Source organism: Variovorax sp. J22G73, from assembly GCF_030317035.1.
Taxonomy (GTDB): domain Bacteria; phylum Pseudomonadota; class Gammaproteobacteria; order Burkholderiales; family Burkholderiaceae_C; genus Variovorax.
The window spans coordinates 64953-88327 of the sequence record NZ_JASZYK010000019.1; the positions used below are offsets into that span (position 1 = coordinate 64953).

At 66.8% G+C, this 23375-nt stretch carries 25 protein-coding genes; 6 read left to right on the forward strand and 19 right to left on the reverse strand.

From position 1 onward, the window contains the following. Positions 1-76 precede the first annotated feature (76 nt). The 17 genes from QTI51_RS36340 to QTI51_RS36420 form a co-directional block, all read right to left on the reverse strand. Positions 77-616, reverse strand: coding sequence for a DUF3617 domain-containing protein (locus QTI51_RS36340; protein ID WP_116913521.1), 540 nt, complete (start codon positions 614-616; stop codon positions 77-79). Positions 617-716: 100 nt separating this feature from the next. Beyond that, entirely contained in the window at positions 717-1415 is a 699-nt protein-coding gene (locus QTI51_RS36345) for a phosphatase PAP2 family protein (protein ID WP_286518063.1), read from the reverse strand. Between the two features lie 25 nt (positions 1416-1440). Beyond that, positions 1441-2604: a Gfo/Idh/MocA family protein gene (locus tag QTI51_RS36350; RefSeq protein ID WP_116913523.1), complete on the reverse strand. Its 1164-nt coding sequence runs from the start codon at positions 2602-2604 to the stop codon at positions 1441-1443. 89 nt (positions 2605-2693) lie between these two features. Continuing rightward, positions 2694-3656 carry a substrate-binding domain-containing protein gene (locus tag QTI51_RS36355; protein ID WP_116913524.1) on the reverse strand — a complete coding sequence of 321 codons (963 nt, stop codon included), beginning with the start codon at positions 3654-3656 and terminating at the stop codon, positions 2694-2696. 79 nt (positions 3657-3735) lie between these two features. Beyond that, on the reverse strand, positions 3736-4785 hold the full coding sequence (locus QTI51_RS36360) for an ABC transporter permease (protein WP_116913525.1): 1050 nt from the start codon (positions 4783-4785) through the stop codon (positions 3736-3738). Then, entirely contained in the window at positions 4742-6295 is a 1554-nt protein-coding gene (locus QTI51_RS36365) for a sugar ABC transporter ATP-binding protein (RefSeq protein WP_116913526.1), read from the reverse strand. Before QTI51_RS36365 ends, QTI51_RS36360 begins: the two co-directional genes overlap by 44 nt. Next, the gene (locus tag QTI51_RS36370) at positions 6292-7461 is read right to left on the reverse strand and encodes an ROK family protein (RefSeq protein WP_116913527.1); all 1170 of its coding nucleotides are present in this window, start codon (positions 7459-7461) and stop codon (positions 6292-6294) included. The genes QTI51_RS36365 and QTI51_RS36370 overlap by 4 nt, the downstream gene beginning before the upstream one ends. Before the next feature lie 215 nt (positions 7462-7676). Continuing rightward, positions 7677-8096 (reverse strand): F0F1 ATP synthase subunit epsilon, encoded by a 420-nt coding sequence (locus tag QTI51_RS36375; protein ID WP_116913528.1) that lies wholly within the window; start codon positions 8094-8096, stop codon positions 7677-7679. Between the two features lie 18 nt (positions 8097-8114). Then, entirely contained in the window at positions 8115-9515 is a 1401-nt protein-coding gene (atpD, locus tag QTI51_RS36380) for a F0F1 ATP synthase subunit beta (RefSeq protein ID WP_116913529.1), read from the reverse strand. A 122-nt stretch (positions 9516-9637) separates the two neighbouring features. Continuing rightward, on the reverse strand, positions 9638-10039 hold the full coding sequence (locus QTI51_RS36385; RefSeq protein ID WP_116913530.1) for a hypothetical protein: 402 nt from the start codon (positions 10037-10039) through the stop codon (positions 9638-9640). A gap of 88 nt (positions 10040-10127) precedes the next feature. Next, a complete protein-coding gene (gene atpG, locus QTI51_RS36390; protein ID WP_116913531.1) occupies positions 10128-11003 on the reverse strand; it encodes a F0F1 ATP synthase subunit gamma in 876 nt (291 codons plus the stop codon). Positions 11004-11036: 33 nt separating this feature from the next. Continuing rightward, the gene (gene atpA, locus QTI51_RS36395) at positions 11037-12590 is read right to left on the reverse strand and encodes a F0F1 ATP synthase subunit alpha (protein WP_116913532.1); all 1554 of its coding nucleotides are present in this window, start codon (positions 12588-12590) and stop codon (positions 11037-11039) included. Between the two features lie 38 nt (positions 12591-12628). After that, a complete protein-coding gene (locus tag QTI51_RS36400) occupies positions 12629-13159 on the reverse strand; it encodes a F0F1 ATP synthase subunit delta (protein WP_116913533.1) in 531 nt (176 codons plus the stop codon). Positions 13160-13167: 8 nt separating this feature from the next. Further along, complete coding sequence (locus QTI51_RS36405) at positions 13168-13638, reverse strand: F0F1 ATP synthase subunit B (RefSeq protein WP_081266099.1); 471 nt, start codon at positions 13636-13638, stop codon at positions 13168-13170. An 82-nt stretch (positions 13639-13720) separates the two neighbouring features. Beyond that, positions 13721-13984, reverse strand: coding sequence for a F0F1 ATP synthase subunit C (atpE, locus tag QTI51_RS36410; protein ID WP_007830191.1), 264 nt, complete (start codon positions 13982-13984; stop codon positions 13721-13723). A 60-nt stretch (positions 13985-14044) separates the two neighbouring features. Continuing rightward, entirely contained in the window at positions 14045-14914 is an 870-nt protein-coding gene (atpB, locus tag QTI51_RS36415) for a F0F1 ATP synthase subunit A (RefSeq protein WP_116913534.1), read from the reverse strand. A 4-nt stretch (positions 14915-14918) separates the two neighbouring features. Beyond that, positions 14919-15404, reverse strand: coding sequence for an ATP synthase subunit I (locus QTI51_RS36420; protein ID WP_116913535.1), 486 nt, complete (start codon positions 15402-15404; stop codon positions 14919-14921). 155 nt (positions 15405-15559) lie between these two features. On the opposite strand from QTI51_RS36420, the gene QTI51_RS36425 reads away from it, so the two are divergent. From QTI51_RS36425 to lipA, 5 genes are all read left to right on the forward strand, one after another. Continuing rightward, positions 15560-16480 (forward strand): D-amino acid aminotransferase, encoded by a 921-nt coding sequence (locus tag QTI51_RS36425; RefSeq protein WP_116913536.1) that lies wholly within the window; start codon positions 15560-15562, stop codon positions 16478-16480. Beyond that, positions 16477-16803 (forward strand): YbeD family protein, encoded by a 327-nt coding sequence (locus QTI51_RS36430; RefSeq protein ID WP_116913537.1) that lies wholly within the window; start codon positions 16477-16479, stop codon positions 16801-16803. Before QTI51_RS36425 ends, QTI51_RS36430 begins: the two co-directional genes overlap by 4 nt. After that, entirely contained in the window at positions 16800-18038 is a 1239-nt protein-coding gene (locus QTI51_RS36435) for an MBL fold metallo-hydrolase (RefSeq protein ID WP_286518069.1), read from the forward strand. The genes QTI51_RS36430 and QTI51_RS36435 overlap by 4 nt, the downstream gene beginning before the upstream one ends. Before the next feature lie 95 nt (positions 18039-18133). Next, positions 18134-18751, forward strand: coding sequence for a lipoyl(octanoyl) transferase LipB (gene lipB, locus QTI51_RS36440; protein ID WP_503011583.1), 618 nt, complete (start codon positions 18134-18136; stop codon positions 18749-18751). Positions 18752-18758: 7 nt separating this feature from the next. Next, positions 18759-19778: a lipoyl synthase gene (gene lipA, locus QTI51_RS36445; RefSeq protein ID WP_116913538.1), complete on the forward strand. Its 1020-nt coding sequence runs from the start codon at positions 18759-18761 to the stop codon at positions 19776-19778. A 70-nt stretch (positions 19779-19848) separates the two neighbouring features. On the opposite strand, the gene QTI51_RS36450 is transcribed toward lipA, so the two are convergent. Further along, positions 19849-20556: a response regulator gene (locus QTI51_RS36450; RefSeq protein ID WP_116913539.1), complete on the reverse strand. Its 708-nt coding sequence runs from the start codon at positions 20554-20556 to the stop codon at positions 19849-19851. A 28-nt stretch (positions 20557-20584) separates the two neighbouring features. Then, positions 20585-21973 carry a sensor histidine kinase efflux regulator BaeS gene (gene baeS, locus QTI51_RS36455; RefSeq protein ID WP_116913580.1) on the reverse strand — a complete coding sequence of 463 codons (1389 nt, stop codon included), beginning with the start codon at positions 21971-21973 and terminating at the stop codon, positions 20585-20587. A gap of 134 nt (positions 21974-22107) precedes the next feature. Here baeS and QTI51_RS36460 point away from each other — a divergent pair, with 134 nt between their 5' ends. Then, on the forward strand, positions 22108-23373 hold the full coding sequence (locus QTI51_RS36460; protein WP_286518071.1) for an efflux RND transporter periplasmic adaptor subunit: 1266 nt from the start codon (positions 22108-22110) through the stop codon (positions 23371-23373). The last annotated feature ends 2 nt before the right edge of the window (positions 23374-23375 follow it).

Below are 23375 nucleotides of genomic sequence, written 5' to 3' on the forward strand. Positions count from 1 at the left end.
CGCGGCTTTCGTGCGTCCGCGCCGCAGCCGCGATGCGCTGTGGGCCGGCGCCTACTTCGGCCGGCCCGGCCTGGGCTCAGGGCTTTTTCGGCCGGCCGCTCATCATGTCCAGCACGTTCATCTTCATGCCGTTGGACATGACCATGTCGCCCGGCTTCTGGTCGGCCTTGCAGGGGCCGATCCATTTGGCCTCCATCACGCTGGTGCCTTCGGCGCGGCCCATCAGCGGCGGGCTGTAGCTCGACTTGCTCTCCATGCGGTACGCGGAGCTGAAGTCGCCGCTCATCACCGCGTGCGAAGTGGCGGTGGTATTGCCGATCTTGCAGACCGAGTCCATCACCAGCTTGCCGCCGTCGGCGCGCAGCTCCTGCTTCGAGCACATGTCCTTGCCCATGCCCTGGCCCATGTCGCGCAGGGCCTTGTCGCTGGCGGCGTCGATGCACTGCTGCATGGTGTGGCCACCTGCGGGGCCATTGCCAGGGGCCTTGGCGGTGCCGTCACCGGTCTGGATTTCCCACAGGCCCGGCTTGCGCGAGGGAAAGTCGAGCGCGAAGGCGGGAGCGGCGATGGCGCCGGCCCCCATGCAGGCCGCGACGGCGAACAAACGGATCTTCATGGCGGCTCCCTCAGAGGTGAACGGGTGGGCGGGTGAACGGGCGGGCGACGGTCCCGGGGTTGTACCGCGCGTGCCGCCGCGGGGGAATACCGCAATCGGCCTAAGCCCTAGGCCGCGTGGCCACGCCCAGCAGCACGCCCAGCGCGAAGCCGCCCATCACGTCGATCAGCACATGCTGGCGCACCGCCATCGTCGAATAGACGATGCCCACCGCCCACGCCACGTTCACCACGCGCAGCCACGCCGGCGCGCCCACCTCGCGCAGCTGCCGCGCCAGCACCACGCAGGCGAACACCGAGAACGACACATGCAGCGAGGGAAAGGCGTTGCCGGCCGAATCCACCATCTTCAGGAACTGCAGCGACGTGCCCGGCAGCGTGTCGACCGTGAAGTTGGGAATGGCCGTGGGCATGAACCAGAACACCAGCAGCGCCAGCGCCGTCATGGCCGCGCAGCCGAGCGAGAAGCTCAGCAGCTCGCGCTTGTCCTTGGCCAGCAGCACGGGCAGCGCGATGTAGCCCCAGAGCGAGAGGTACACCGGCAGCAGCGCCGGCCAGAAGGCGATGAGCTGGTCGACCGCGGTGAGCGGCAGCACCCATGCCTGGCCCGCGTTCTTCATGATCCAGAAGTACAGCGGAAAGAAGCCCAGGGTGGCGACGGTGTTGCCGACCAGCTTCAGGGGGAACAGCGTGGTGCAGCGCCGCCAGAGGGCGGCGAGCCAGGGCCGGGCCGCCGAGGGAGAGACGTGAGAAGCGTCGGGAGAAGAATCGTCGGGGGAAGGAGGCGTCGGAGGCGTCATGGCGGCCCGTGCAGCGCGCCGCGCGCTACCAGGGCGTCCACTTTAATTCGCTTTTCGCCGAAGCCACCGTGCGCTCGATGAAGCGCACGCCGCGCGCGCCGTCCGCCACGCGCGGGTAGTCCGCGTCCAGCGGGTCGGCCACCTGCCCCGCGAGCCGGGCGCGAATGTCCGCCGCCACGCCCGCGTACACATTGGCGAAGGCCTCGATGAAGCCCTCGGGGTGGCCGGCCGGCAGCCGGCTCGCGCGCTGCGCCGATTCGCACAGCCACGGCGCGCCGCGAGTCAGCACGCGCTTGGGGCCGTCGTGCGGCAGGTGCACCAGCTGGCTGGGCTGCTCCTGGTGCCATTCGAGCGTGCCCAACGTGCCTGACACACGCAGGCGCAGGTCGTTCTCCAGCCCGGTGTTGATCTGCGAGGCGACGAGCACGCCGCGCGCGCCGCCCTTGAAGCGCAGCAGCAGGCTGCCGTCGTCGTCCAGCGTGCGGCCCGGCACCAGCGCGCCCAGGTCGGCGCACAGGCTGTCGATTTCGAGCCCGGTCACGGTGGCCACGAGGTTCTCGGCATGCGAGCCGATGTCGCCGATGGCGCCGGCCGCGCCGCTGCGCGCGGGGTCGGTGCGCCAGTCGGCCTGCTTGTTGGTGCCGCCTTCGACATGGCTCGCGAGCCAGCCCTGGTTGTATTCGACGACCACCTTGCGGATGTCGCCGAGCTGGCCCGAACGCACCATCTCGCGGGCCTGCCGCACCATCGGGTAGCCGGTGTAGTTGTAGGTCACGCCGAACACCGTGCCTCGCGCGGCCACGGTGGCGACCAGTGCATCGGCCTGCTCGCGCGTGTGCACCAGCGGCTTGTCGCACACCACGTGGAAGCCCGCTTCAGCAAAGGCCTGCGCCACCGGAAAGTGCACATGGTTGGGCGTGACGATCGACACGAAGTCGATGCGCTCGCGCGCCGGGCGCGCAAGCTCGTCGGCCAGCAGCGCCTGCCAGTCGCCGTGGTTGCGCGCGTCGGCCAGGCCCAGGTCGCGGCCCGAGGCGCGCGCCTTGTCCGGGCTCGAGGACAGCGCGCCGGCGACCAGCTCGATCTGCCCGTCCAGCGCCATCGCCTTGCGGTGCACGGCGCCGATGAAGGCGTCGCGCCCGCCGCCGACCATGGCGTAGCGCAGCTTGCGAAGCGGTGTATCGCTCATCGATCTCCTCGGTGGTCCTGTCTTGGGTAACTGTTCCCTCTCCCCGAAGGGAGAGGGAGCGATGCGATCGGCCACGGGGCCGATGGCATTCAGAAGGGCGAGTTCGGGTGGTAGAAATCCTTGGCGTTGTCCTTGGTGATCAGCACCGAAGGAATGATCGTCGTCGCCGGCAGCTTCTCGCCCTTCAGCCGCGCCTCGGCCGTGAGCTTGATCGCGTCGTAGATGAACTTGGGCGAGTAGCTCACGTCGGCGCCGATGCGCTTGTCCTTGCCGTCCATGATGGTCTTGACCATGTCCTTGGCGCCCGCGCCGCCGAACACGATCTTGATGTCGTCGCGCTTGGCCTGCGAAATGGCCTTGAGCACGCCCACGGCCATGTCGTCGTCGGCGGCCCAGATGGCGTCGATCTGCTTGAAGCGCGTGAGGTAGTCCTGCGTGACCTTGAAGGCGTCGTCGCGGTTCCAGTTGGCGTACTTGGCGTCCAGCAGCTTGATGTCGGGGCTGCCCTTGAGCACGGCGTTGAAGGCGTCCATGCGCTCGTTGTCCAGCGTGGTGGCAATGCCGCGCAGCGCCACCACGTTGCCCTTGCCGCCCAGCGTCTTCACGATGTACTCGGCCGGGATCTTGCCGAAGGCGGTGTTGTCGCCGGCCACGTAGGCGTCTTGCGCGCTGGTGTCGGTCAGGCCGCGGTCGACCACGGTCACGTAGGCGCCCTTGGCCTTCACCTGCGCCACCGGCTTGGTCAGCGCGGCCGATTCGAACGGGAACACGACCAGCGCGTTGATCTTGGTGACCGTCGACAGGTCTTGCAGCTGGTTGGCCTGCTCGGGCGCGTTGGCGGCCGTCTTGATGGTGATCTTCAGGTCCTTGTGTTCCTTCTCGAGGTCTTTCTTCGCCTGGTTGGCCCAGTAGTTGATGCCGCCCATGAAGCTGTGCGTGGCCGCGGGAATCGAAACGCCGAGGTTGACCTTTTCCGCGGCGAGCGCGGGCAGGCTGGCAAACGCCGCGGCCGCGACGGCCGTGAGTGCGATGCGACGGGTGAAAGTGGTCATGCTGGATGTCTCCTCTTGGTGGGTGGAACAGAACGAACGAACAACGAACGAGAAACGAGAAAAAAGCGAACCGAAGCGCCTAGCGCCTGCCGCGCTGCAGGAACGCCACGATGATGATCACGAAGCCCTGCACCGCCGCGTTCAGGTACACGCTGATGATGCTGGTGAGGTTCAGGATGTTGCTGATGACCGAGAGCAGGATGGCGCCCACCACCGTGCCGGTGATGCTGCCCGCGCCGCCCTTCAGCGCGGTGCCGCCGACGATCACCGCGGCAATCGCTTCGAGCTCCCACAGCAGCCCGGTCGTGGGCGACGCAGAGCCCAGGCGCGGCACGTACAGCAGCGTGGCAATGCCCACGCACACGCCCAGCAGCACGTACGTGAGGATCTTCACGCGGTCGACGTCCACCGCCGCGTAGCGCGCCACCTGCTCGTTCGACCCGATGGCCTGCACGTAGCGTCCGTAGGCCGTGCGGTTCAGGATGACGCCGCCGATGATCGCGACGATCACGAACACCCACACCGGCACCGGAATGCCCGCCAGGCTCGCGTAGTACACGGGCGCGTACAGGTCCGACAGGTCGTTGTCGAGCGTGAGCGCGCCGCCGTCGGCAAAGTAGGTGAGGTACGCGCGAAAGATGCCCAGCGTGCCCAGCGTCACGATGAAGGGCTCGATGCGCCCCTTGGTGATGAGCAGCCCGTGCGCCAGCCCGAACACCGCGCCCAGCACGATGGCCAGCACCGCGCCCATCACCACCGCCAGCAGCGGCGAGCCCGACGCGGGCCCGGCCCAGTTGATGAACATGATCACGCTGCCCGCGATGAGCGCGGCCATGGAGCCCACCGACAGGTCGATGCCGCCCGAGATGATCACGAAGCACATGCCCACCGCGATGATGCCGATGAAGGCGGTGCGCGTGAGCACGTTCATCGCGTTGTCCAGCGTGGCGAAGTCGCCGTTGAGCAGCGTGCCGGCAATGCACAGCAGCACCAGGCCGATGACCGGGCCGAGGCCGTGCAGCCGCTCGGTCCAGCGCGGCTTGGCCTCGCTGCGGTGCTGCGGCTGTTGCAGCGGTTGCGCGGCTTCAGGCTGCGGTGTCGATGGGGGTGTCTGCTGTTCCGGTGGCATGAGCGATGAGCTCCTCTTCTGTGAGACGGTCCGCGTCCAGCGTGGCAACCAGCCTGCCCGCGCGCATCACCGCGACGCGGTGGCACAGGCCGATCAGCTCCATCAGCTCGGACGAGACGACGATCACCGCGAGCCCTTCGCGGGCGAGTCGCTGGATCAGGAAATAGATGTCGCGCTTGGCGCCCACGTCCACGCCGCGCGTGGGCTCGTCGAGCACCACCACCTTCGGTTGCGGCTGCAGCACCTTGGCGAGCGCGAGCTTCTGCTGGTTGCCGCCGGACAGCGACGAGGCCTTCACCTCGAGAGAGCCGGTGCGAATGCCGTAGTCCTTCACCGCCTCGGCCAGCGCGCCGCGCTCGGCCTCGGGCTGCAGCCAGGGCTGGGCGTAGCGCTCCAGCGCCATCAGCGTGAGGTTCTGGCGCAGGCCGAAGTTGACGTGCAGGCCCTTGCCCTTGCGGTCTTCGCTGAGGTACGTGAGGCCGTGCCTGGCCGCGTCGCGCGGGTTGCGCCAGCCTCCGGCGCCGGGCACGGGCTTGCCGAGCATCTCGACCTTGCCGCTCGCGGGGCGAAGGCCGAGCAGGCCTTCGAAGAGTTCGGTGCGTCCCGCGCCCACGAGGCCTGCGAAACCGAGGATCTCTCCGGGGCGCACCTCGAAGCTCGCGTCCTGCGCCCAGCCGGGCACGTTGAAATTGCGCACGCGCATGGCGGGAGCGTCCGCGGCCACGACGAGGTCGCGCGGCGGATACAGGTCGGCCAGCTCGCGGCCCACCATCAGGTTGGCCATCTGGTGGCGCGTGACGTCCGGCGTGGGCGAGCGCGCGACGAAGCGGCCGTCGCGCATCACGATGACCTCGTCGGTCACCTGCTCCACCTCGTCGAGCTTGTGCGAGATGTAGACGATGGTCACGCCGTCGGCGCGCAGCTGCGCGATGAGCTTGAACAGGCGCTCGGTCTCGCCGGGCGTGAGCGTGGCGGTGGGCTCGTCCATGATGAGCAGGCGCGCGCGGCGGGCGATGGCCTTCGCGATTTCCACGAGCTGCTTCTCCGCGACGATGAGCTTGCGCACCTTGGTGCGCGGCTCGACCTGCAGGCCGACGGCCGCGAGCGCGGCGGCGGCTTCGCGCTCCATCGACACGTCGTCGAGCAGCCAGCCCTTTTTCTTTTCATGGCCCAGGAAGATGTTCTGGGCGACGCTCAGGTCTTCGGCAAGGTTGAACTCCTGGTGGATCAGCACGATGCCCAGCGCTTCGGCGTCGCGCGAGCTGCTGAACTGCTGCGGCTGGCCGTTGATGCGCAACGCGCCGCCCGTGAGCTGTTCGTAGCCCGCGAGGATCTTCATCAGCGTGGACTTGCCCGCGCCGTTCTCACCGAGCAGCCCGTACACGCGGCCGGGCGAAAGCGCGAAGCTCACGCCGTGCAGCACCTGCACCGGGCCGAAGGCCTTCACCACGCCGTCGAACTCCACGGCCACGCTGCCCTTGTTCGCGTTGCCTTTGTTGTCTGCGTTCATGGCGCCACTCCGCGGACCTTCAACGTTTCGTGCATCGCCAGCACGCCGGCGCCGATCAGCCCGCCCTGCATGCCCAGCGGCGTGTATTGGATTTCGAGGTGCCGCGTCGACAGCGCGAGCGAGCGCTGGTACACGCTCTGGCGCACGGCGGCGAGAAACAGCGGCCCGATGCGCGTGATGCCGCCGCCGATGAACACGTGCGACGGATTGAAGAAGTTCACCACCGACGCGAGCATCTGCCCGATGAGGCCGCCGGCGCGCTGGATGATGCCGTTGGCCGCGGTGTCGCCGCCGCGGCTGGCCTGGCCCACGTCGATGGCGTCGATGCGGCCGTGCACGCGCAGGCATTCGGCCAGCGCCGCGCTCTCGCCGGCTTCGGCCGCCTGCACGGCCATGCGCGTGATGGCGGGGCCGGCCGCCATCGCTTCGACGCAGCCGAGGTTGCCGCAGTGGCAGCGCGGGCCTTCCTGGTCCACGCAGATGTGGCCCACGTCGCCGGCCGAGCCGGCCGCGCCGCGGTACACCTCGCCGTGGCACACGATGCCGCAGCCGATGCCGGTGCCGATCTTGATGACCAGGAAGTTGTTCAGCGAACGCTTCAGCCGCCACAGCTCGCCGAGCGCCATGAGGTTGACGTCGTTGTCGACGAACACGGGCGCGGCGTAGTCCTCGCGCAGGTAGTCGCGGATCGAGAAGCTGTCCCACGCCGGCATCAGCGGCGGGTTCACCAGCTGGCCGATCTCGAAGTTCACGGGGCCGGGCACGCCGATGCCGATGCCCAGCACGTCCTTGGCGCTGGCGCCGCAGCGCGCGAGCAGTTCGCGCATGAGAGTGCGCACGCGGGCCAGCAGCACGGCCGGGCCGTCGCGCACGTCGGCAGGTTCGTCGTGCTGGGCGAGCACGCCCAGGTCGGGGCTGAGCACGGCCACGTCGAGGCTGGTGGCGCCGATGTCGATGCCCACGAGCACGCCGAGGGCGGCATTCAGCTGGAGGTTTTCGGCGCGGCGACCGCCCGAGGAACGTTGCAGGCCAGCTTCGGCCAGCAGGCCCTGGTCGATCAGGCCGGCGATGAGGCCGTTGGCCTTGCTCTTGGAAAAACCGAGCTGTTCGGCCATGGCATGGCGCGAGCCGCCGGCCGACCAGAAGGTCGTTTCCAGCAGGCGCATTTCATCGGCAGTGATGCCACTCCAACGTGCCACGCGTCTTGTCTCCGTGTTCTTTTGCTGTCTTCGCCGCGAATACTAGGGGCAGGGCTTCAGCCAGACAAGGCTGAACTTCGACCATATTCAGACCGAAGACGGTTTTGATTTCCCTGACAAAGCCCAGGCGCAAAAAAGCCGCCCGGAGGCGGCTTTTTAAGAAAGCAGAGCGTGTGCCGCTCTTACTTCTTCTGGCGGTACTTGCGCAGCGCGGCAATCTGCGCGGCCATCACGGCCAGTTCCGACTGCGCCATCGCGATGTCGATGTCGCTCTTCGCGTTCTTCAGCGCTTCTTCGGCAGCCGCCTTGGCCTGGTTGGCCTTTTCGTCGTCGAGGTCCTTGCCGCGGATCGCGGTGTCGGACAGCACGGTGACGGCGTTCGGCTGCACTTCGAGAATGCCGCCGGCCACGAAGACAAACTCTTCCTTGCCGTCGGCCGTCTCGATGCGCACGGCGCCGGGGCGGATGCGCGTGATCAGCGGTGTGTGACGCGGATAGATGCCGAGCTCACCGGCTTCACCGGGCAGCGCGACGAACTTGGCTTCGCCCGAGAAGATCGACTCTTCCGCGCTGACCACGTCGACGTGAATGGTGTTTGCCATCTGAGTTCCTATGTCGCCTTAGGCGATTTTCTTGGCTTTTTCGAACGCTTCGTCGATGCCGCCGACCATGTAGAACGCTTGTTCCGGCAGGTGGTCGGCTTCGCCGTTCACGATCATCTTGAAACCACGGATGGTTTCGGCCAGCGGCACGTACTTGCCGGGCGAGCCCGTGAACACTTCAGCCACGTGGAACGGCTGCGACAGGAAACGCTGGATCTTGCGAGCGCGGGCCACGGCCAGCTTGTCGTCCGGAGCCAGTTCGTCCATGCCCAGAATGGCGATGATGTCGCGCAGTTCCTTGTAGCGCTGCAGCGTGCCTTGCACGGCGCGGGCCACGTTGTAGTGCTCTTCGCCGACCACGTTCGGGTCGAGCTGGCGCGAGGTCGAGTCCAGCGGGTCCACGGCGGGGTAGATACCCAGCGAAGCGATGTCACGCGACAGCACCACGGTCGAGTCCAAGTGGGCGAAGGTGGTGGCGGGCGACGGGTCGGTCAAGTCGTCGGCAGGGACGTACACGGCCTGGATCGAGGTGATCGAGCCGACCTTGGTCGACGTGATGCGCTCTTGCAGGCGGCCCATTTCCTCGGCCAGCGTCGGCTGGTAGCCCACGGCGGAAGGCATGCGGCCCAGCAGTGCCGACACTTCGGTACCGGCCAGCGTGTAGCGGTAGATGTTGTCCACGAAGAACAGAACGTCACGGCCTTCGTCGCGGAACGACTCGGCGATGGTCAGGCCGGTCAGCGCCACGCGCAGACGGTTGCCCGGGGGTTCGTTCATCTGGCCGTAGACCATGGCCACCTTCGAGTCTTCGAGCTTCTCGAGGTTCACCACGCCGGAGTCGGCCATCTCGTGATAGAAGTCGTTGCCTTCGCGGGTACGTTCACCCACACCGGCGAACACCGACAAACCCGAGTGAGCCTTGGCGATGTTGTTGATGAGTTCCATCATGTTCACGGTCTTGCCCACGCCGGCGCCGCCGAACAGGCCCACCTTGCCGCCCTTGGCGAACGGGCACACCAGGTCGATCACCTTGATGCCGGTTTCCAGCAGGTCTTGCGAAGGCGACAGTTCGTCGTACGCGGGGGCCTTGCGGTGGATGGAGGCGGTGAGGTCCTGGCTGACCGGGCCGCGTTCGTCGATGGGCGAACCCAGCACGTCCATGATCCGGCCGAGCGTGGCCTTGCCGACGGGCACCGTGATGGGCGCGCCGGTGTTGGTCACGATCAGACCGCGGCGCAGGCCGTCGGACGAGCCCAGCGCAATGGTACGCACCACGCCGTCGCCGAGCTGTTGCTGGACTTCGAGAGTCAGCGCGCTGCCTTCGAATTTCAAGGCGTCGTACACCTTGGGCATCTGGTCACGCGGGAACTCCACGTCGACCACGGCGCCGATACATTGGACAATTTTTCCTTCAGCCATGGCGTTTCCTTCTGGATGGATCTCAATAAATTTGCGACAGGTTCTTGCAGAAGCGTCCTGGTGCCAAAACGGGCCGCTTTTGCAAGAATGCCGGACGGGCCGGCACCCTTGAATGGTTCAGATCAGCACTTCATGGCCGTGGCTTGCGCCGCGAAGGCGTCCGAGGCAGCCTTGCAGGCCTGGCCCAGCGCAGCCTTGTCGGCACCCATCGAAGCCCAGGTGGCCTTCGTCTGATCGAGACTCGACTTCATTGCATCGGCGGCAGCACCGCTTTGCGAAGAAACGCATGCCTGCACCTTGGCCAGGTAGTCGTTGCACTCTTGCGGCAGGTCGGCGGCCGAGGCCGTCGGGGCCGTTGCAGATGCAGCAGGGGTGGCCGGCGCTGCCGCGGGTTCCGGTGCGGCGGGAGCAGGCGCCGGCGCGGGTGCAGCGGCGGGAGCCGGTGCGGGCGCGGGCGCGTCTTCCTTCTTCGAGCACGCGGTCAACGCGGCGGCAATGGCCACCAGAGCAAGAATCTTCTTCATTTTTTTCGAGTCCCCTAAAAGTAGGCCTTGGATTACCGGGCGCGCAGAGCGCACCCGGCGGGCAATGCGGCCTGTTGCATCGCCTTGATCACACGCCTGCAGCAGCGGCCGCGCCGGACACGATTTCGGAGAGTTCCTTCGTGATGCCGGCCTGACGGGTCTTGTTGTAGACCAGCTTCAGTTCGCTGATCACGTTGCCCGCGTTGTCGGTCGCCGCCTTCATGGCCACCATGCGCGCCGAATGCTCGGACGCCATGTTCTCGGCCACGGCCTGGTACACCAGCGACTCTACGTAGCGCACCAGCAGCTCGTCGATCACGCTTTGCGCGTCGGGTTCGTAGATGTAGTCCCACGAATGATGTCCCGACTCGGTTTGCAGCGTCTCGGCCTTCAGCGGCAGCAGTTGCTCCACCATCGGCTCTTGCTTGATGGTGTTGATGAACTTCGTGTAGCACAGGTACACCGCCGACAGCTTGCCTTCGGCATAGGCGTCCAGCAGCGTCTTGACAGGCCCGATGAGCTTGTCGAGATGCGGCGTGTCGCCCAACTGCGTCACATGGGCCACCACGCGGGCGCCGATGCGATTCAGGAAGCCCAGGCCCTTGCTGCCGATGGCCACCGACTCGACCACATTGCCGGCAGACTGCGCTTCGCGCAGCTTGATCGTGACGGCACGCAGCAGGTTGGTGTTCAAGCCGCCGCACAGGCCCTTGTCGCTGGTCACGATGATGAAACCGACGCCCTTGGCCTCGGTCGTCTTCATGAACGCGTGGGTGTACTCCGGGTTCGCCTTGCCAAGGTTGGCCGCGATGTTGCGGATCTTTTCGCTGTAGGGGCGAGCGGCGCGCATGCGTTCCTGCGCCTTGCGCATCTTGGAAACCGAGACCATTTCCATGGCCTTGGTGATCTTCTTGGTGTTTTCCACCGATTTGATCTTGCCGCGGATTTCCTTACCAGCTGCCATGAGAGCTCCTTCTTGCGTCGATCAAGGCGTCGATCAGGCGAACGACTTCTTGAACGCGGTGACGGCGGCCGTCAGTTCGGCTTCCGCTTCCTTGTCGAGCGCCTTGGACTTCTCGATCTTCTCGAGCAGCGGGGCGTAGCTGGACTTCAGGAATTGATGCAGGCCATGTTCGAACGGCAGCACCTTCTTGATGTCGAGGTCGTCCATGAAACCCTTGTTCACGGCGAACAGCGTCGCGCCCATCAGCGAGATCGGGAGCGGGCTGTATTGCGACTGCTTCAGCAGTTCGGTCACGCGGGCGCCGCGGTCGAGCTGCTTGCGGGTGGCTTCGTCCAGGTCGGAAGCGAACTGCGCGAACGCAGCCAGTTCACGGTACTGCGCCAGGTCGGTACGGATACCGCCGGACAGGCCCTTGATGATCTTCGTCTGGGCCGACGAACCCACGCGCGACACCGAGATACCGGCGTTGATGGCGGGGCGGATACCTGCGTTGAACAGGTTGGTTTCCAGGAAGATCTGGCCGTCGGTGATCGAGATCACGTTCGTCGGAACGAAAGCGGACACGTCGCCGGCTTGCGTTTCGATGATGGGCAGTGCGGTCAGCGAACCGGTCTTGCCCTTGACTTCACCCTTGGTGAAGGCTTCGACGTAGTCGGCGTTCACGCGGGCTGCGCGTTCGAGCAGGCGGCTGTGGAGATAGAACACGTCGCCGGGGTACGCTTCGCGGCCTGGCGGGCGGCGCAGCAGCAGCGAGACCTGGCGGTAGGCCACGGCTTGCTTGGACAGGTCGTCATAGACGATCAGCGCGTCTTCGCCGCGGTCGCGGAAGTACTCGCCCATCGTGCAGCCCGAGTAGGCCGACACGTATTGCATGGCGGCCGATTCCGAAGCGGAAGCTGCCACCACGATCGTGTAGTCCATGGCACCGGCTTGTTCCAGCGCGCGCACCACGTTCTTGATCGACGAAGCCTTCTGGCCGATGGCGACGTAGATGCAGGTCACGCCCTGGCCCTTCTGGGCAATGATCGCGTCGATGGCCACGGCGGTCTTGCCGGTCTGGCGGTCGCCGATGATCAGTTCGCGCTGGCCGCGGCCGATCGGCACCATCGAGTCGATGGACTTCAGGCCGGTCTGCAGGGGCTGATCGACGGACTTCCGTGCGATCACGCCCGGAGCGACCTTTTCGATCACGTCGGTGAGCTTGGCGTTGACCGGACCCTTGCCGTCGATCGGCTGGCCCAATGCGTTCACCACGCGGCCGATGAGCTCGGGGCCCACGGGCACTTCCAGAATGCGGCCCGTGCACTTCACGGTGTCGCCTTCGGAGATGTGTTCGTATTCACCCAGAATCACGGCGCCGACGGAGTCGCGCTCGAGGTTCAGGGCCAGGCCGAACGACGGCGTGCCGTCGGCGCTCGGCGGGAACTCGAGCATTTCGCCCTGCATGGCATCCGACAGGCCGTGCACGCGCACGATGCCGTCGGTCACCGACACCACGGTGCCTTCGTTGCGGATGTTGGCGCTGACCCCGAGGCCCTCGATGCGGCTCTTGATCAGTTCGGAAATTTCTGCGGGATTGAGTTGCATGACTCTTTCCTTCTTTCTTTGTAAGGCGATGGAGACCGTCAGGCCGCCAGCGCAACTTTCATTTGTTCAAGGCGCGCTTTGACGGAGGTGTCGAGCACCTCGTCGCCGACCACCACACGAATGCCACCGATCAGTTCCGGCTCTTGCTGGACCGTGACCTGGAGCTTGCGGCCGAAGCGCTTTTCGAGCGCGGCCGACACGGTGGCCAGGGCCGCCGCGTCGATCGGGAAGGCGCTGTAGACCACGGCGTCGGACGAACCGCTTTTCGCGTTGGCCAGTGCCCGGAACTGCTTCGCAATTTCCGGCAGCACCGAAAAACGCCCGTTCTCGAGCAGCGCGGCCAGGAAGTTCTGGGCAGGAGCGGCCAGCGGTGCACCGAATGCACCGACGACCACGCCGATCACCTGTTCGGCCGTGGCCTTGGGGTTGTCGGCGAACTGCTGGAGCTCCGGATTGGCCGCGATGGCGGCAACCTTTTCGAGCCAGGCGCTGGTTCCGGCGACGTCGGACGACGACGCCTTGAAGAGCGCCTCGGCGTAGGGGCGTGCAATGGTGGCGAGTTCTGCCATGGCTTCTATCAGAGTTCGGTCTGCAGACGGGCGAGCAAATCGGCGTGGACGCCTGCATTCACTTCCTTGCGCAGAATCTGCTCTGCGCCCTTGACGGCCAGTGCGGCAACCTGCTCGCGCAGTGCTTCACGGGCCTTCAGTGCCTGCTGGTCGGCTTCTACGCGTGCGGCTGCAACGATCTTGTTGCCTTCCTCGGTCGCGCGGGCCTTGGCCTCTTCAACGATGGCCTGGGCGCGACGTTCGGCGTCGGCAAGACGCTGTGCGGACTCGTTGCGTGCCTGGCCCAGTTCGGCTTCCACGCGCTTGTTGGCGGCGGTCAGCTCGGACTTGGCCTTGTCGGCGGCAGCGAGGCCTTCGGCGATCTTCGCAGCGCGGTCGTCCAGCGCTTTCGCGATCGGCGGCCACACGTACTTCATCGTGAACCCGACCAAGATCAGGAAGACGATCATCTGAACGATCAGGGTACCGGTAATGCTCACTTTTCACCCTCTCTATGGGATTGAATCGAAGCCATTCGCTAGAGGCTCTAGGGAACGACGACGCAGGTCCGACGAGAAAGACTTACTTCGGCAGGTTGGCGATCTGAGCCAGGAACGGGTTGGCCGTTGCGAACCACAGAGCGATACCGGTGCCGATAATGAAAGCGGCGTCGATCAGACCAGCCAGCAGGAACATCTTGGTTTGAAGTTCGCCCATGAGTTCAGGCTGACGTGCGGCCGACTCGAGGTACTTGCTGCCCATGATGCCGATGCCGATACATGCGCCCACAGCGCCCAGACCGATGATCAGGCCGGCGGCCAGTGCAACAAAGCTAATAACTTCCATGATGACTCCTAGAGGACTTTGGTTGAAGAGAAAACAAAAAACAGAAACGAAAACTGATGATCAGTGGTGATCGTGGGCCTGGCCGATGTAGACCAGCGTCAGCATCATGAACACGAAGGCTTGCAACGTGATGATCAGGATGTGGAAGATGGCCCAGGCCGTGCCCGCGATGATGTGGCCGACGGCCAGGCCGATGCCGGTGGCCGACACGGACCAGGCACCGCCCATCAAGGCGATCAGCAGGAAGATCAGTTCACCGGCGTACATGTTGCCGAACAACCGCATGCCGTGCGAGACCGTCTTGGCGACGAACTCGATCATCTGCATGGCGAAGTTGAAGGGGTACAGCGCCCAGTGGTTGCCGAAGGGTGCGGTGAACAGCTCGTGGATCCAGCCGCCAGCGCCCTTGATCTTGATGTTGTAGTAGATGCAGATCAGCAGCACGGCCACCGACATGCCCATGGTCACCGAGAGGTCGGCGGTGGGCACGACGCGCAGGTAGGCGTGGTGCGGGTCTTCACCGGCGATGCCGAAAATCTTGGCCCAGATCGCCGGGAACAAATCCACCGGGAACAAGTCCATTGCATTGAGCAGGAAGATCCACACGAAGATCGTCAGCGCCAGCGGGGCGACGAACTTGCGGCTCGTGGCGTTGTGGACGATGCCCTTGGCCTGCTGGTCGACCATTTCGACGAGCAGTTCGACAGCCGCTTGAAAACGGCCGGGAACACCCGAAGTAGCCTTGCGGGCAGCCAGCCAGAGCAGCCAGCAACCCAGGATGCCGAGCATGATCGAGAAGAACAGCGAATCGAAATTGAAAACAGTCAGGTCCGCAACACCTCCAGGCTTGGAGCTTTGCAGGTGCGTCAAGTGGTGAACGATGTATTCACCCGCGGTCTGACCATGTTCCGCAGCGTTTTCAGCAGCCATTCCGTTACTCGTCTCTCTGTTTCCGGCGCCGGGGCGAGAACATCACCGCCAACCAGGCCGCCTTCATTGTCACCACCAGGCCGACCAGCATTGCTGGCCAGCTCAGCGCCGTAATCAGCCTTGGCGCAGCGATCAGCATCGCCACCGACAAGGCCATCTTGACCATTTCCCACAGGAAGAATCCGAACACCGCAGTGCCCGGATTCAAGGAAGAAAACCGGCCGGTCAGCCCGCGTGCAAAGACCGCCGATGGAACAACCACCGCGATCGCACCGTAAGCGGCGGACCAACCCAGATTTTGCCTCCCCGTCAGTCCCCAGATGGCCAAAGCCACCACCAGACCGACAGCCAACTGACCCGCGACCACCCGCCAGGGGGAGATCGAAGGGTTCTTTGCTCGCAGTTCACGCGCCTGCTCGGCGGTCAACGGCTTGAATTCTGCGTCGAGGTCTTCAGCGACCTCCGTGTCTTGTCCGGCGATTGTTTTCATTTCGAATGAAGCCCGGATGACGACCCAGAATCTACAAAGCCATTGATTATAAGTAAAAACCCAAGCGCTCCCGCCATCCGACGTGTCGCGCATGCAAATCGGCACCCGATTCCCTGACGCGAACCCGACGATGCACTGCCAACCATAATTCCGGCATGCACCCTATCACCGACGCCCTGCCCGCCACGCTTTGTTACCTCGACGGCGAATACACCGCCCTGCGCGACGCCAAGATCAGCGTGCTCGACCGCGGCTTCATCTTCGGCGACGGCATCTACGAATACGTGCCCGTCTACTTCGGCCAGCCCTTCTGCTTCGAGGAGCACATGGCGCGCCTGGCCCGCTCGCTTGCCGAGCTGCAGATCGACAACCCCCACACGCTCGACGGGTGGCGCGACATTGTCACGCACCTGGTCGCGACCGGCGGCGATGCGCCGCAGTCCGTGTACTTTCAGGTGACACGCGGCGTGGCCCCGCGCGACCATGCGATGGTGCGCGGCCTGCGCCCCACGGTGTTCGTCATGGTGAACCCGCTGCCGCCCATCGCAGACGCCGTGCGCGCCAAGGGCGTGGCCTGCGTGACCGCGGCGGACTTCCGCTGGCAGAAGGCCCACATCAAGAGCACCAGCCTGCTGGGTGCCGTGCTCGCGCGGCAGATCAGCGTGGAGGCCGGCGCCACCGAGACCATCATGTTCCGCGACGAGTGGCTCAGCGAAGCCTCGTCGAGCAACGTGTGGATCGTGCAGGACGGCAAGCTGATCGGCCCGCCCAAGAACAACCTCGTGCTCACCGGCATCCGCTACGGCCTGTTCGAGCGGCTGTGCGAAGAACGCGGCATTCCCTTCGAGCTGCGCCGCATCTCGCGCGACGAGGTGTTCGCCGCCGACGAGCTGCTGATCTCCTCGGCCAGCAAGGAGCTGCTGCCGGTGGTCACGCTCGACGGCAAGGCCATTGCCAACGGCCGTCCCGGCCCCATCTACCAAAGCTTGTACGAGGCCTACCAGGAGGCCAAGGTACGCAACGCAGAGAACGCGAAAAACGCCACGCACGCAAAGAAGCAAGGAGCCCCGGCATGACCGACACCACCACCCCCGGCACGACCCCTGTCGCTACCGAAACCATCGCCGTCCCCGATCCGCGCAAGGAATCGCTGATCGAGTACCCCTCGCAGTTCCCCATCAAGGTGATGGGCGCGAAGGTCGACGGCTTCGTGCATGCCATCACGCAGATCGCCGAGAAGTTCGACCCCGCCTTCGACGCCACCACCGTCGAGTTGCGCGACAGCAAGGCCGGCAACTACCTGGGCGTGACCATCACGGTGACGGCCACCAGCCGCGAGCAGCTCGACGACCTGTACCGCGCGCTGTCCGCGCACCCGATGGTCAAGGTCGTGCTTTGAACCTGCGCTGGCGGTCCGCCGCGGCGGCACTGTGCGCAAGCGGCCTGCTGGCCGCCTGCACGACGGCGCCCAACCCGTACTACGACGCCAGCCGCAAGCACCACCGGCCCGACGGCTTCCAGGACAACTACATCGAGTTCAAGCCGAAGAATTTCTTCACCGACGTGCTGCTCGGCTGGCAGCTGCCTTCATGGTTCAAGGGCCTGCCGCCCGCGCCCGAGGCACCGCCCCCGGTGGTCGCGCCCGACCTCGCGTTCATCCGGGCGAACACGGGCGAGTCCGCGCAGCCCGCGGCCACCTTCATCGGCCACGCCACGGTGCTCGTGCAGGTGCCGGTCGCCAACGGCGGCCTCAACGTGCTGATCGACCCGGTCTTCGGCGAGCGCGCCTCGCCCTTCTCGTTCGCCGGCCCCAAGCGCTTCCAGGCGCCCGGCGTCGCGCTGAAAGACCTGCCGCACATCGACCTGGTGCTCATCAGCCACAACCACTACGACCACCTCGATGAAGGCAGCGTGAAGGCGCTGAACGCGCAGGCCGGCGGGCCGCCGCTGTTCGTGGTGCCGCTGGGCATTGCGCCGTGGCTCGCGGAGCGCGGCATCGCCAACGCGGTGGAGCTCGACTGGTGGGACAGCGTGACGCTGCCAGCGACCGCGGCCGGGCCGCTCCAGGCGTCGCAGGTTCGCATCGAGCGCAACGGCGCGGGCATTGCCACCGGTGCGTTCAACACGTCCGGCACACCCAGCACGCCTGACGCGGTACAGGTGTTCCTCACACCCGCGCAGCACTGGAGCGCACGCGGCCTCGGCGACCGGATGCAGACGCTGTGGGGCGGCTTCGCGCTCCTCTCGCCCCGCATGCACGTCTTCTACTCGGGCGACACCGGCTACTCGAAGGACTTCGCCGACATCCAGGCCCGCCTCGCGCCGCGCCAGGGCAACGCGCAGGGCGGCGGCTTCGACCTGGCGCTGCTGCCGGTCGGCGCCTACGAGCCGCGCTGGTTCATGAAGGACCAGCACGTGAACCCCGACGAGAGCGTGCGCATCCACCGCGACCTGCACGCCAAGCGCAGCCTCGGCGTGCACTGGGCCACCTTCTCGCTGACCGACGAGGCGCTCGACCAGCCGCCCAGGGACCTGGCCGCGGCCCGCAAGGCCCAGGGCCTGGCCGACGACGCCTTCTTCACGCTCGCCATCGGCGAGACCCGCAAGCTGCCCGCGCGGCAGGCCACGCCATGACAGACACCACCGAAGACGCCACCGCGCAGGCCCCCACCATCGCCATCGAACGGCACCTGCTGGGTCGCGTCGACTACGCCACCACCTTCGCCGCCATGCAGCAGTTCACCCGCGAGCGCACGCCGGACACGCCCGACGCGCTATGGGTCTGCGAGCACGCACCGGTCTTCACACAGGGCATCGCGGGCCGGCAGGACCACATCCTGAACCCCGGCGACGTTCCCGTCGTGCAGACCGACCGCGGCGGCCAGGTCACCTTCCACGGCCCCGGGCAGGTGGTGGTCTATCCGCTGATCGACCTGCGCCGCGCGGGCTATTTCGTCAAGGAATACGTCTACCGCATCGAGGAATCGGTGCTGCGCACGCTGGCCCATTTCGGCGTGACCGGCCACCGCGTGGCCAGCGCGCCGGGCATCTACGTGCGGCTGGACGACCCGTTCTCCCACGCCGCGCTGACCGGCCCGCTGCCCGCGGGCGACCCGTTTCGCGGGCTGGGCAAGATCGCCGCGCTGGGCATCAAGGTGAGCCGCCACGCCACCTACCACGGCGTGGCGCTGAACGTCGGCATGGACCTCGAACCCTTCTCGCGCATCAACCCTTGCGGCTACGCGGGGCTGCAAACGGTCGACCTTTCTACAATCGGCATCCAAACCACATGGGAAGAAGCCGCCACGGTGCTGAGCCAGAAGCTCACCACCTTCCTGGCGCCTTGAACTACCAATGAGCACCACAGAAGTCGTCCGCGACGCCCAGAGCGCCGAAACCTACAACCCCCTGGCCAAGCAGAAAGCGGCGGCCAAGCTCTCGCGCATCCCCGTCAAGGTGGTGCAGACCGGCGAAGTGCTCAAGAAGCCCGACTGGATCCGCGTGAAGGCCGGCAGCCCGACCACGCGCTTCTACGAGATCAAGCAGATCCTGCGCGAAAGCAACCTGCACACCGTGTGCGAGGAAGCCTCGTGCCCGAACATCGGCGAATGCTTCGGCAATGGCACGGCCACCTTCATGATCATGGGCGACAAGTGCACGCGCCGCTGCCCGTTCTGCGACGTGGGCCACGGCCGCCCCGACCCGCTGGACAAGGACGAGCCCCTGAACCTCGCCAAGACCATCGCTAAGCTGCGCCTGAAGTACGTGGTGATCACCAGCGTCGACCGCGACGACCTGCGCGACGGCGGCAGCCAGCATTTCGTGGACTGCATCAAGAACATCCGCGAGCTCTCGCCGATGACGCAGATCGAGATCCTGGTGCCCGACTTCCGCGGCCGCGACGACCGCGCCCTCGAGATCCTGAAGGCCGCGCCGCCCGACGTGATGAACCACAACCTGGAAACCGCGCCGCGCCTCTACAAGGAAGCGCGCCCCGGCAGCGACTACCAGTTCAGCCTGAACCTGCTGAAGAAGTTCAAGGCCCTGCACCCGAACGTGCCCACCAAGAGCGGCATCATGGTCGGCCTCGGCGAGACCGACGAAGAGATCCTGCAGGTGATGCGCGACATGCGCGCCCACGACATCGACATGCTCACCATCGGCCAGTACCTGTCGCCGTCGGGCTCGCACCTGCCGGTGCGCCGCTACGTGCACCCCGACACCTTCAAGATGTTCGAGGAAGAGGCCTACAAGATGGGCTTCAGCCATGCGGCCGTCGGCGCGATGGTGCGCTCCAGCTACCACGCCGACCAGCAGGCCCATTCGGCTCAAGCGGCCCAGACGGCCCAGCAGGCGCACGCCGCCGGCGCCTGAGTGTCGCGCTCCCAAGCGCACCCAGAAAAAAGGCCCGTCGAGGGCCTTTTTCAATGGCGCCACGCGGCGCCTACACCACGTCCAGCCGGTAGCCCACCCCGTAGATCGAGCGGATCAGCTCCTGACCGCCGCTGGCCGCGTCCAGCTTGCGCCGCAGGTTCTTCACATGGCTGTCGACCGCGCGATCGGTCACCGCGCGCTGGTCGGCGTGCACGTGGTCGAGCAGCCTGTCGCGCGACAGCACGCGCCCGCGCGCATCGGCCAGCGCCTTCAGCAGGCGGAACTCGATGGGCGTGAGGTCCAGCGGCGCGCCCTGCCACGAAGCCTTGTAGCCCTGCGCGTCGATCTGCAGCGGCGACACCGCGCGCGCCGACTGCCCACCGAAGCCGCTGCGCCGCAGCAGCGCCTTCACCCGCGCCACCACCTCGCGCGGGCTGAAGGGGGTCTTGCAGATGTAGTCGTCCGCGCCGATCTCCAGCCCCATCAGCCGGTCGGCCTCTTCCACGCGCGCGGTCAGCATGATGACCGGCACGTCGCTGAACTGGCGCAGCTCGCGGCACACGCTCATGCCGTCCTGCCCGGGCAGCATCAGGTCGAGCAGCACCACGTCGGGCCGGCGCGCCTTCACGCTGGGCACCACCTCCCGCCCGTTGGCCAGCCATGCCGACGTGTAGCCCGAGGCCTGCAGGTAGTCGGCCAGCAGCGCGGCCATGCGCGGCTCGTCCTCGACGATCAGTACATGCGCGGTCGCGGGCGTAGAAAGTGGCTTGTCGCTCATCGTGGTGTGCCCTGTTGCCTGGCGTGTTTCAGGCACGGGGCAGGCGAATCGCGACCCACACGCCGCCCAGCGGCGAGGCCTTGGCCTCGATGGTGCCGCCATGCGCCTCCACGATGCTGCGGCAGATCGACAGGCCCAGCCCCGCGCCGCCGCTCGCGCGGTTGCGCGAGCCCTCGCCGCGGAAGAAGCGCTCGAACAGCTGCGGCAGCTGCGCCGCGTCCACGCCCGGTGCCGAGTCCATCAGGTCGATGGCCAGCAATGCGCCTTCTTCGCGCGCCTCGACGCGCAGCACGCCGCCCGCGTCGGTGTAGCGGCAGCTGTTGAGCACCAGGTTGCTGAACAGCTGCTGCATGCGCCGCTCGTCGGCGAACGCCACCAGCGGCTGCGCGGGCAGCGCCAGCTCGAGCCGCAGGCCCGCCGACGCCAGCCGCTCGCGGAAGGCGTCGACGCTCAGTTCGACCAGCTCGCGCAGGTCCACGTCGGCCTTGCGGTACGCGAGCGCCCCCACGTCGGCCAGCGACAGGTCGTACAGGTCGGTCACCAGCTTGTTGAGCATGCCCACCTCGTGCTGCAGCGAGCGCACGGCCTGCGCGTCGAGCCGGCGCACGCCGTCTTCCATTGCTTCCAGCTCGCCGTGCAGCACGCCCAGCGGCGTGCGCAGTTCGTGCGACACGTCGGCCATGAACTCGCGGCGCATGCGCTCGTTGCGCTGCAGCGTGTTCGCCAGCGAATTGAAGTCGCGCGCCAGCTGCCCGACCTCGTCGTGCGAGGCCACGGCCACGCGGCTTTCGTAGTCGCCCGCCGCCAGCCGGTGGGTGGCCGCGGCCACGCGCTTCACGGGCCCGAGCAGCACCCGCGCGATCCACCACGCGATGCCCGCGGCCAGCAGCACGCACAGGCTGCCGATGACCCAGCTCGCGCGCGCCTGGTTCTGCTGGAAGCGCTGGTCGCCGGCCTCGCTCACGCTCTGGAACGGCGTCATCACCACCCAGCCCACGGTCTTGCCGTCGACCACCACGGCGCGCTCGGTGGCGTTGTCGCTCACCTGCCTGAAGCCGGCGATCACATGGCGGTCGGCATCGCGCAGCGCGATGCGCAGCACCGCCCCCGTGAGGTCGGACACCGGCGAAGGCGAACGCCCCGGCTCGAAGCGCTCGCCGTTCGCCGACGGGCCGGGCCGCATGATCTCGAACCAGGGCCTGGGGTCGTCGCGCAGGAAGTCCCAGTTGCCATGCTGCCGGTAGGCCGCCACCGCGTTGGGCAGCACCGCGTCCATGCGCTCCACGCCCTGCTCGTTGAGGTACCCGACAAAGCCGCGCTCGAAGTTCCAGCGCGAGGCCGCGCCCATGGCGACCACGGCCAGCACGGCGGTGGCCAGCACGGCGAGAAAGAGCTTGGTGGTAATGCTGATCTTCATGAAGGCCCACAAGATAAGCCAGAAGACACCCGCGCGGTGCGCCGCGCGCGCCATGGCCGCGCGTGCCGGCGGACCTTCACATTGGCTCCACATTCGCTGAAGACCATGGATTCCAACCTGATTGGAACCCGCACATGCGAAACCCGCACACGTCTTCTCGCCTCACCCGCACCGGCCTCGCGTGCGCCCTGGCCCTCGGGCTGCTGGGCGGCATCGCGGGGTGTTCCGGCGCTTCGTCCGCGCCGCCGCAAGCCCCTTCCGATTCCGCTGTCGCGCAAGTCGGCGTGGTCACGCTGCAGGCGCAGAACCAGCCCATCACCACCGAGCTGTCGGGCCGCACGCGGGCCCGGCTGAGCGCCGAGATACGCCCGCAGGTCGGCGGCATCGTGCAGCAGCGGCTCTTCGAGGAGGGCGCGCTGGTCAAGGCCGGGCAGGTGCTCTACCAGCTGGACCCGGCCAGCTACAAGGCCGCTTACGCCAGCGCGCAGGCCAGCGTCGCCAAGGCCGAGGCCACGCTCAATGCCGCGAAGACCGCCGCGCGCCGCAACGCCGAGCTCGCCAAGATCGACGCGGTCAGCCAGCAGGCCAACGACGACAGCCAGGCCACGCTGCAGCAGGCCCAGGCCGACCTCGGCGTGGCGCGCGCCGCGCTGGACACGGCGCGCATCAACCTCGGCTTCACGCGCATCACCGCGCCCATCGCGGGGCGCATCGAGGCCTCCAGCGTCACGCCGGGCGCGCTGGTCACGGCCAGCCAGACCACGGCGCTCACCACCGTGCAGCAGCTCGACCCGATCCACGTCGACGTGACGCAGTCGACCACCGAGCTGCTGCGGCTGCGGCGCGAGCTCGCCAGCGGCGCGCTCAAGAGCGCGGACAGCGGCAATGGGAACGGCACCGGCAACGAAGCCACGGTGCAGCTGATGCTCGAAGACGGCACCGCCTACGCGCACCCCGGGCGCCTGCAGTTCTCCAGCGTCACCGTCAACGAAGGCACCGGCGCGGTCACGCTGCGCATCCTGGTGCCCAACCCCGAGCGCACGCTGCTGCCCGGCATGTACGTGCGCGCCGTGCTCGAGGAAGGCGTGGCCGAGCAGGCCCTGCTGGTGCCGCAGCAGGGCGTGAGCCGCACCGCGAGCGGCGATGCCTCGGCGCTGGTGGTCACGGCCGACGACAAGGTCGAGAAGCGCGCGCTGAAGGTGTCGCGCGCGGTGGGCAACCGCTGGCAGGTGACCGAGGGGCTGAAGGCCGGCGAGCGCGTGATCGTCGAGGGCTCGCTGAAGGTGAAGGCGGGCGACACGGTCAAGCCGGTGGCCGCCGCCGACACGGCGGTCGCCACTGCTGCCACGAGCACAACCACGACCACGACCACGACGGCCACCGTCGCCACCACCCGCTGAGG

Coding starts and splice junctions, on each gene's coding strand:
- QTI51_RS36340 (WP_116913521.1), bottom strand. CDS start 616: ATGAAGATCCGTTTGTTCGCCGTCGCGGCCTGCATGGGGGCCGGCGCC.
- QTI51_RS36345 (WP_286518063.1), bottom strand. CDS start 1,415: ATGACGCCTCCGACGCCTCCTTCCCCCGACGATTCTTCTCCCGACGCT.
- QTI51_RS36350 (WP_116913523.1), bottom strand. CDS start 2,604: ATGAGCGATACACCGCTTCGCAAGCTGCGCTACGCCATGGTCGGCGGC.
- QTI51_RS36355 (WP_116913524.1), bottom strand. CDS start 3,656: ATGACCACTTTCACCCGTCGCATCGCACTCACGGCCGTCGCGGCCGCG.
- QTI51_RS36360 (WP_116913525.1), bottom strand. CDS start 4,785: ATGCCACCGGAACAGCAGACACCCCCATCGACACCGCAGCCTGAAGCC.
- QTI51_RS36365 (WP_116913526.1), bottom strand. CDS start 6,295: ATGAACGCAGACAACAAAGGCAACGCGAACAAGGGCAGCGTGGCCGTG.
- QTI51_RS36370 (WP_116913527.1), bottom strand. CDS start 7,461: ATGCGCCTGCTGGAAACGACCTTCTGGTCGGCCGGCGGCTCGCGCCAT.
- QTI51_RS36375 (WP_116913528.1), bottom strand. CDS start 8,096: ATGGCAAACACCATTCACGTCGACGTGGTCAGCGCGGAAGAGTCGATC.
- atpD (WP_116913529.1), bottom strand. CDS start 9,515: ATGGCTGAAGGAAAAATTGTCCAATGTATCGGCGCCGTGGTCGACGTG.
- QTI51_RS36385 (WP_116913530.1), bottom strand. CDS start 10,039: ATGAAGAAGATTCTTGCTCTGGTGGCCATTGCCGCCGCGTTGACCGCG.
- atpG (WP_116913531.1), bottom strand. CDS start 11,003: ATGGCAGCTGGTAAGGAAATCCGCGGCAAGATCAAATCGGTGGAAAAC.
- atpA (WP_116913532.1), bottom strand. CDS start 12,590: ATGCAACTCAATCCCGCAGAAATTTCCGAACTGATCAAGAGCCGCATC.
- QTI51_RS36400 (WP_116913533.1), bottom strand. CDS start 13,159: ATGGCAGAACTCGCCACCATTGCACGCCCCTACGCCGAGGCGCTCTTC.
- atpE (WP_007830191.1), bottom strand. CDS start 13,984: ATGGAAGTTATTAGCTTTGTTGCACTGGCCGCCGGCCTGATCATCGGT.
- atpB (WP_116913534.1), bottom strand. CDS start 14,914: ATGGCTGCTGAAAACGCTGCGGAACATGGTCAGACCGCGGGTGAATAC.
- QTI51_RS36420 (WP_116913535.1), bottom strand. CDS start 15,404: ATGAAAACAATCGCCGGACAAGACACGGAGGTCGCTGAAGACCTCGAC.
- QTI51_RS36425 (WP_116913536.1), top strand. CDS start 15,560: ATGCACCCTATCACCGACGCCCTGCCCGCCACGCTTTGTTACCTCGAC.
- QTI51_RS36430 (WP_116913537.1), top strand. CDS start 16,477: ATGACCGACACCACCACCCCCGGCACGACCCCTGTCGCTACCGAAACC.
- lipB (WP_503011583.1), top strand. CDS start 18,134: ATGCAGCAGTTCACCCGCGAGCGCACGCCGGACACGCCCGACGCGCTA.
- lipA (WP_116913538.1), top strand. CDS start 18,759: ATGAGCACCACAGAAGTCGTCCGCGACGCCCAGAGCGCCGAAACCTAC.
- QTI51_RS36450 (WP_116913539.1), bottom strand. CDS start 20,556: ATGAGCGACAAGCCACTTTCTACGCCCGCGACCGCGCATGTACTGATC.
- baeS (WP_116913580.1), bottom strand. CDS start 21,973: ATGAAGATCAGCATTACCACCAAGCTCTTTCTCGCCGTGCTGGCCACC.
- QTI51_RS36460 (WP_286518071.1), top strand. CDS start 22,108: ATGCGAAACCCGCACACGTCTTCTCGCCTCACCCGCACCGGCCTCGCG.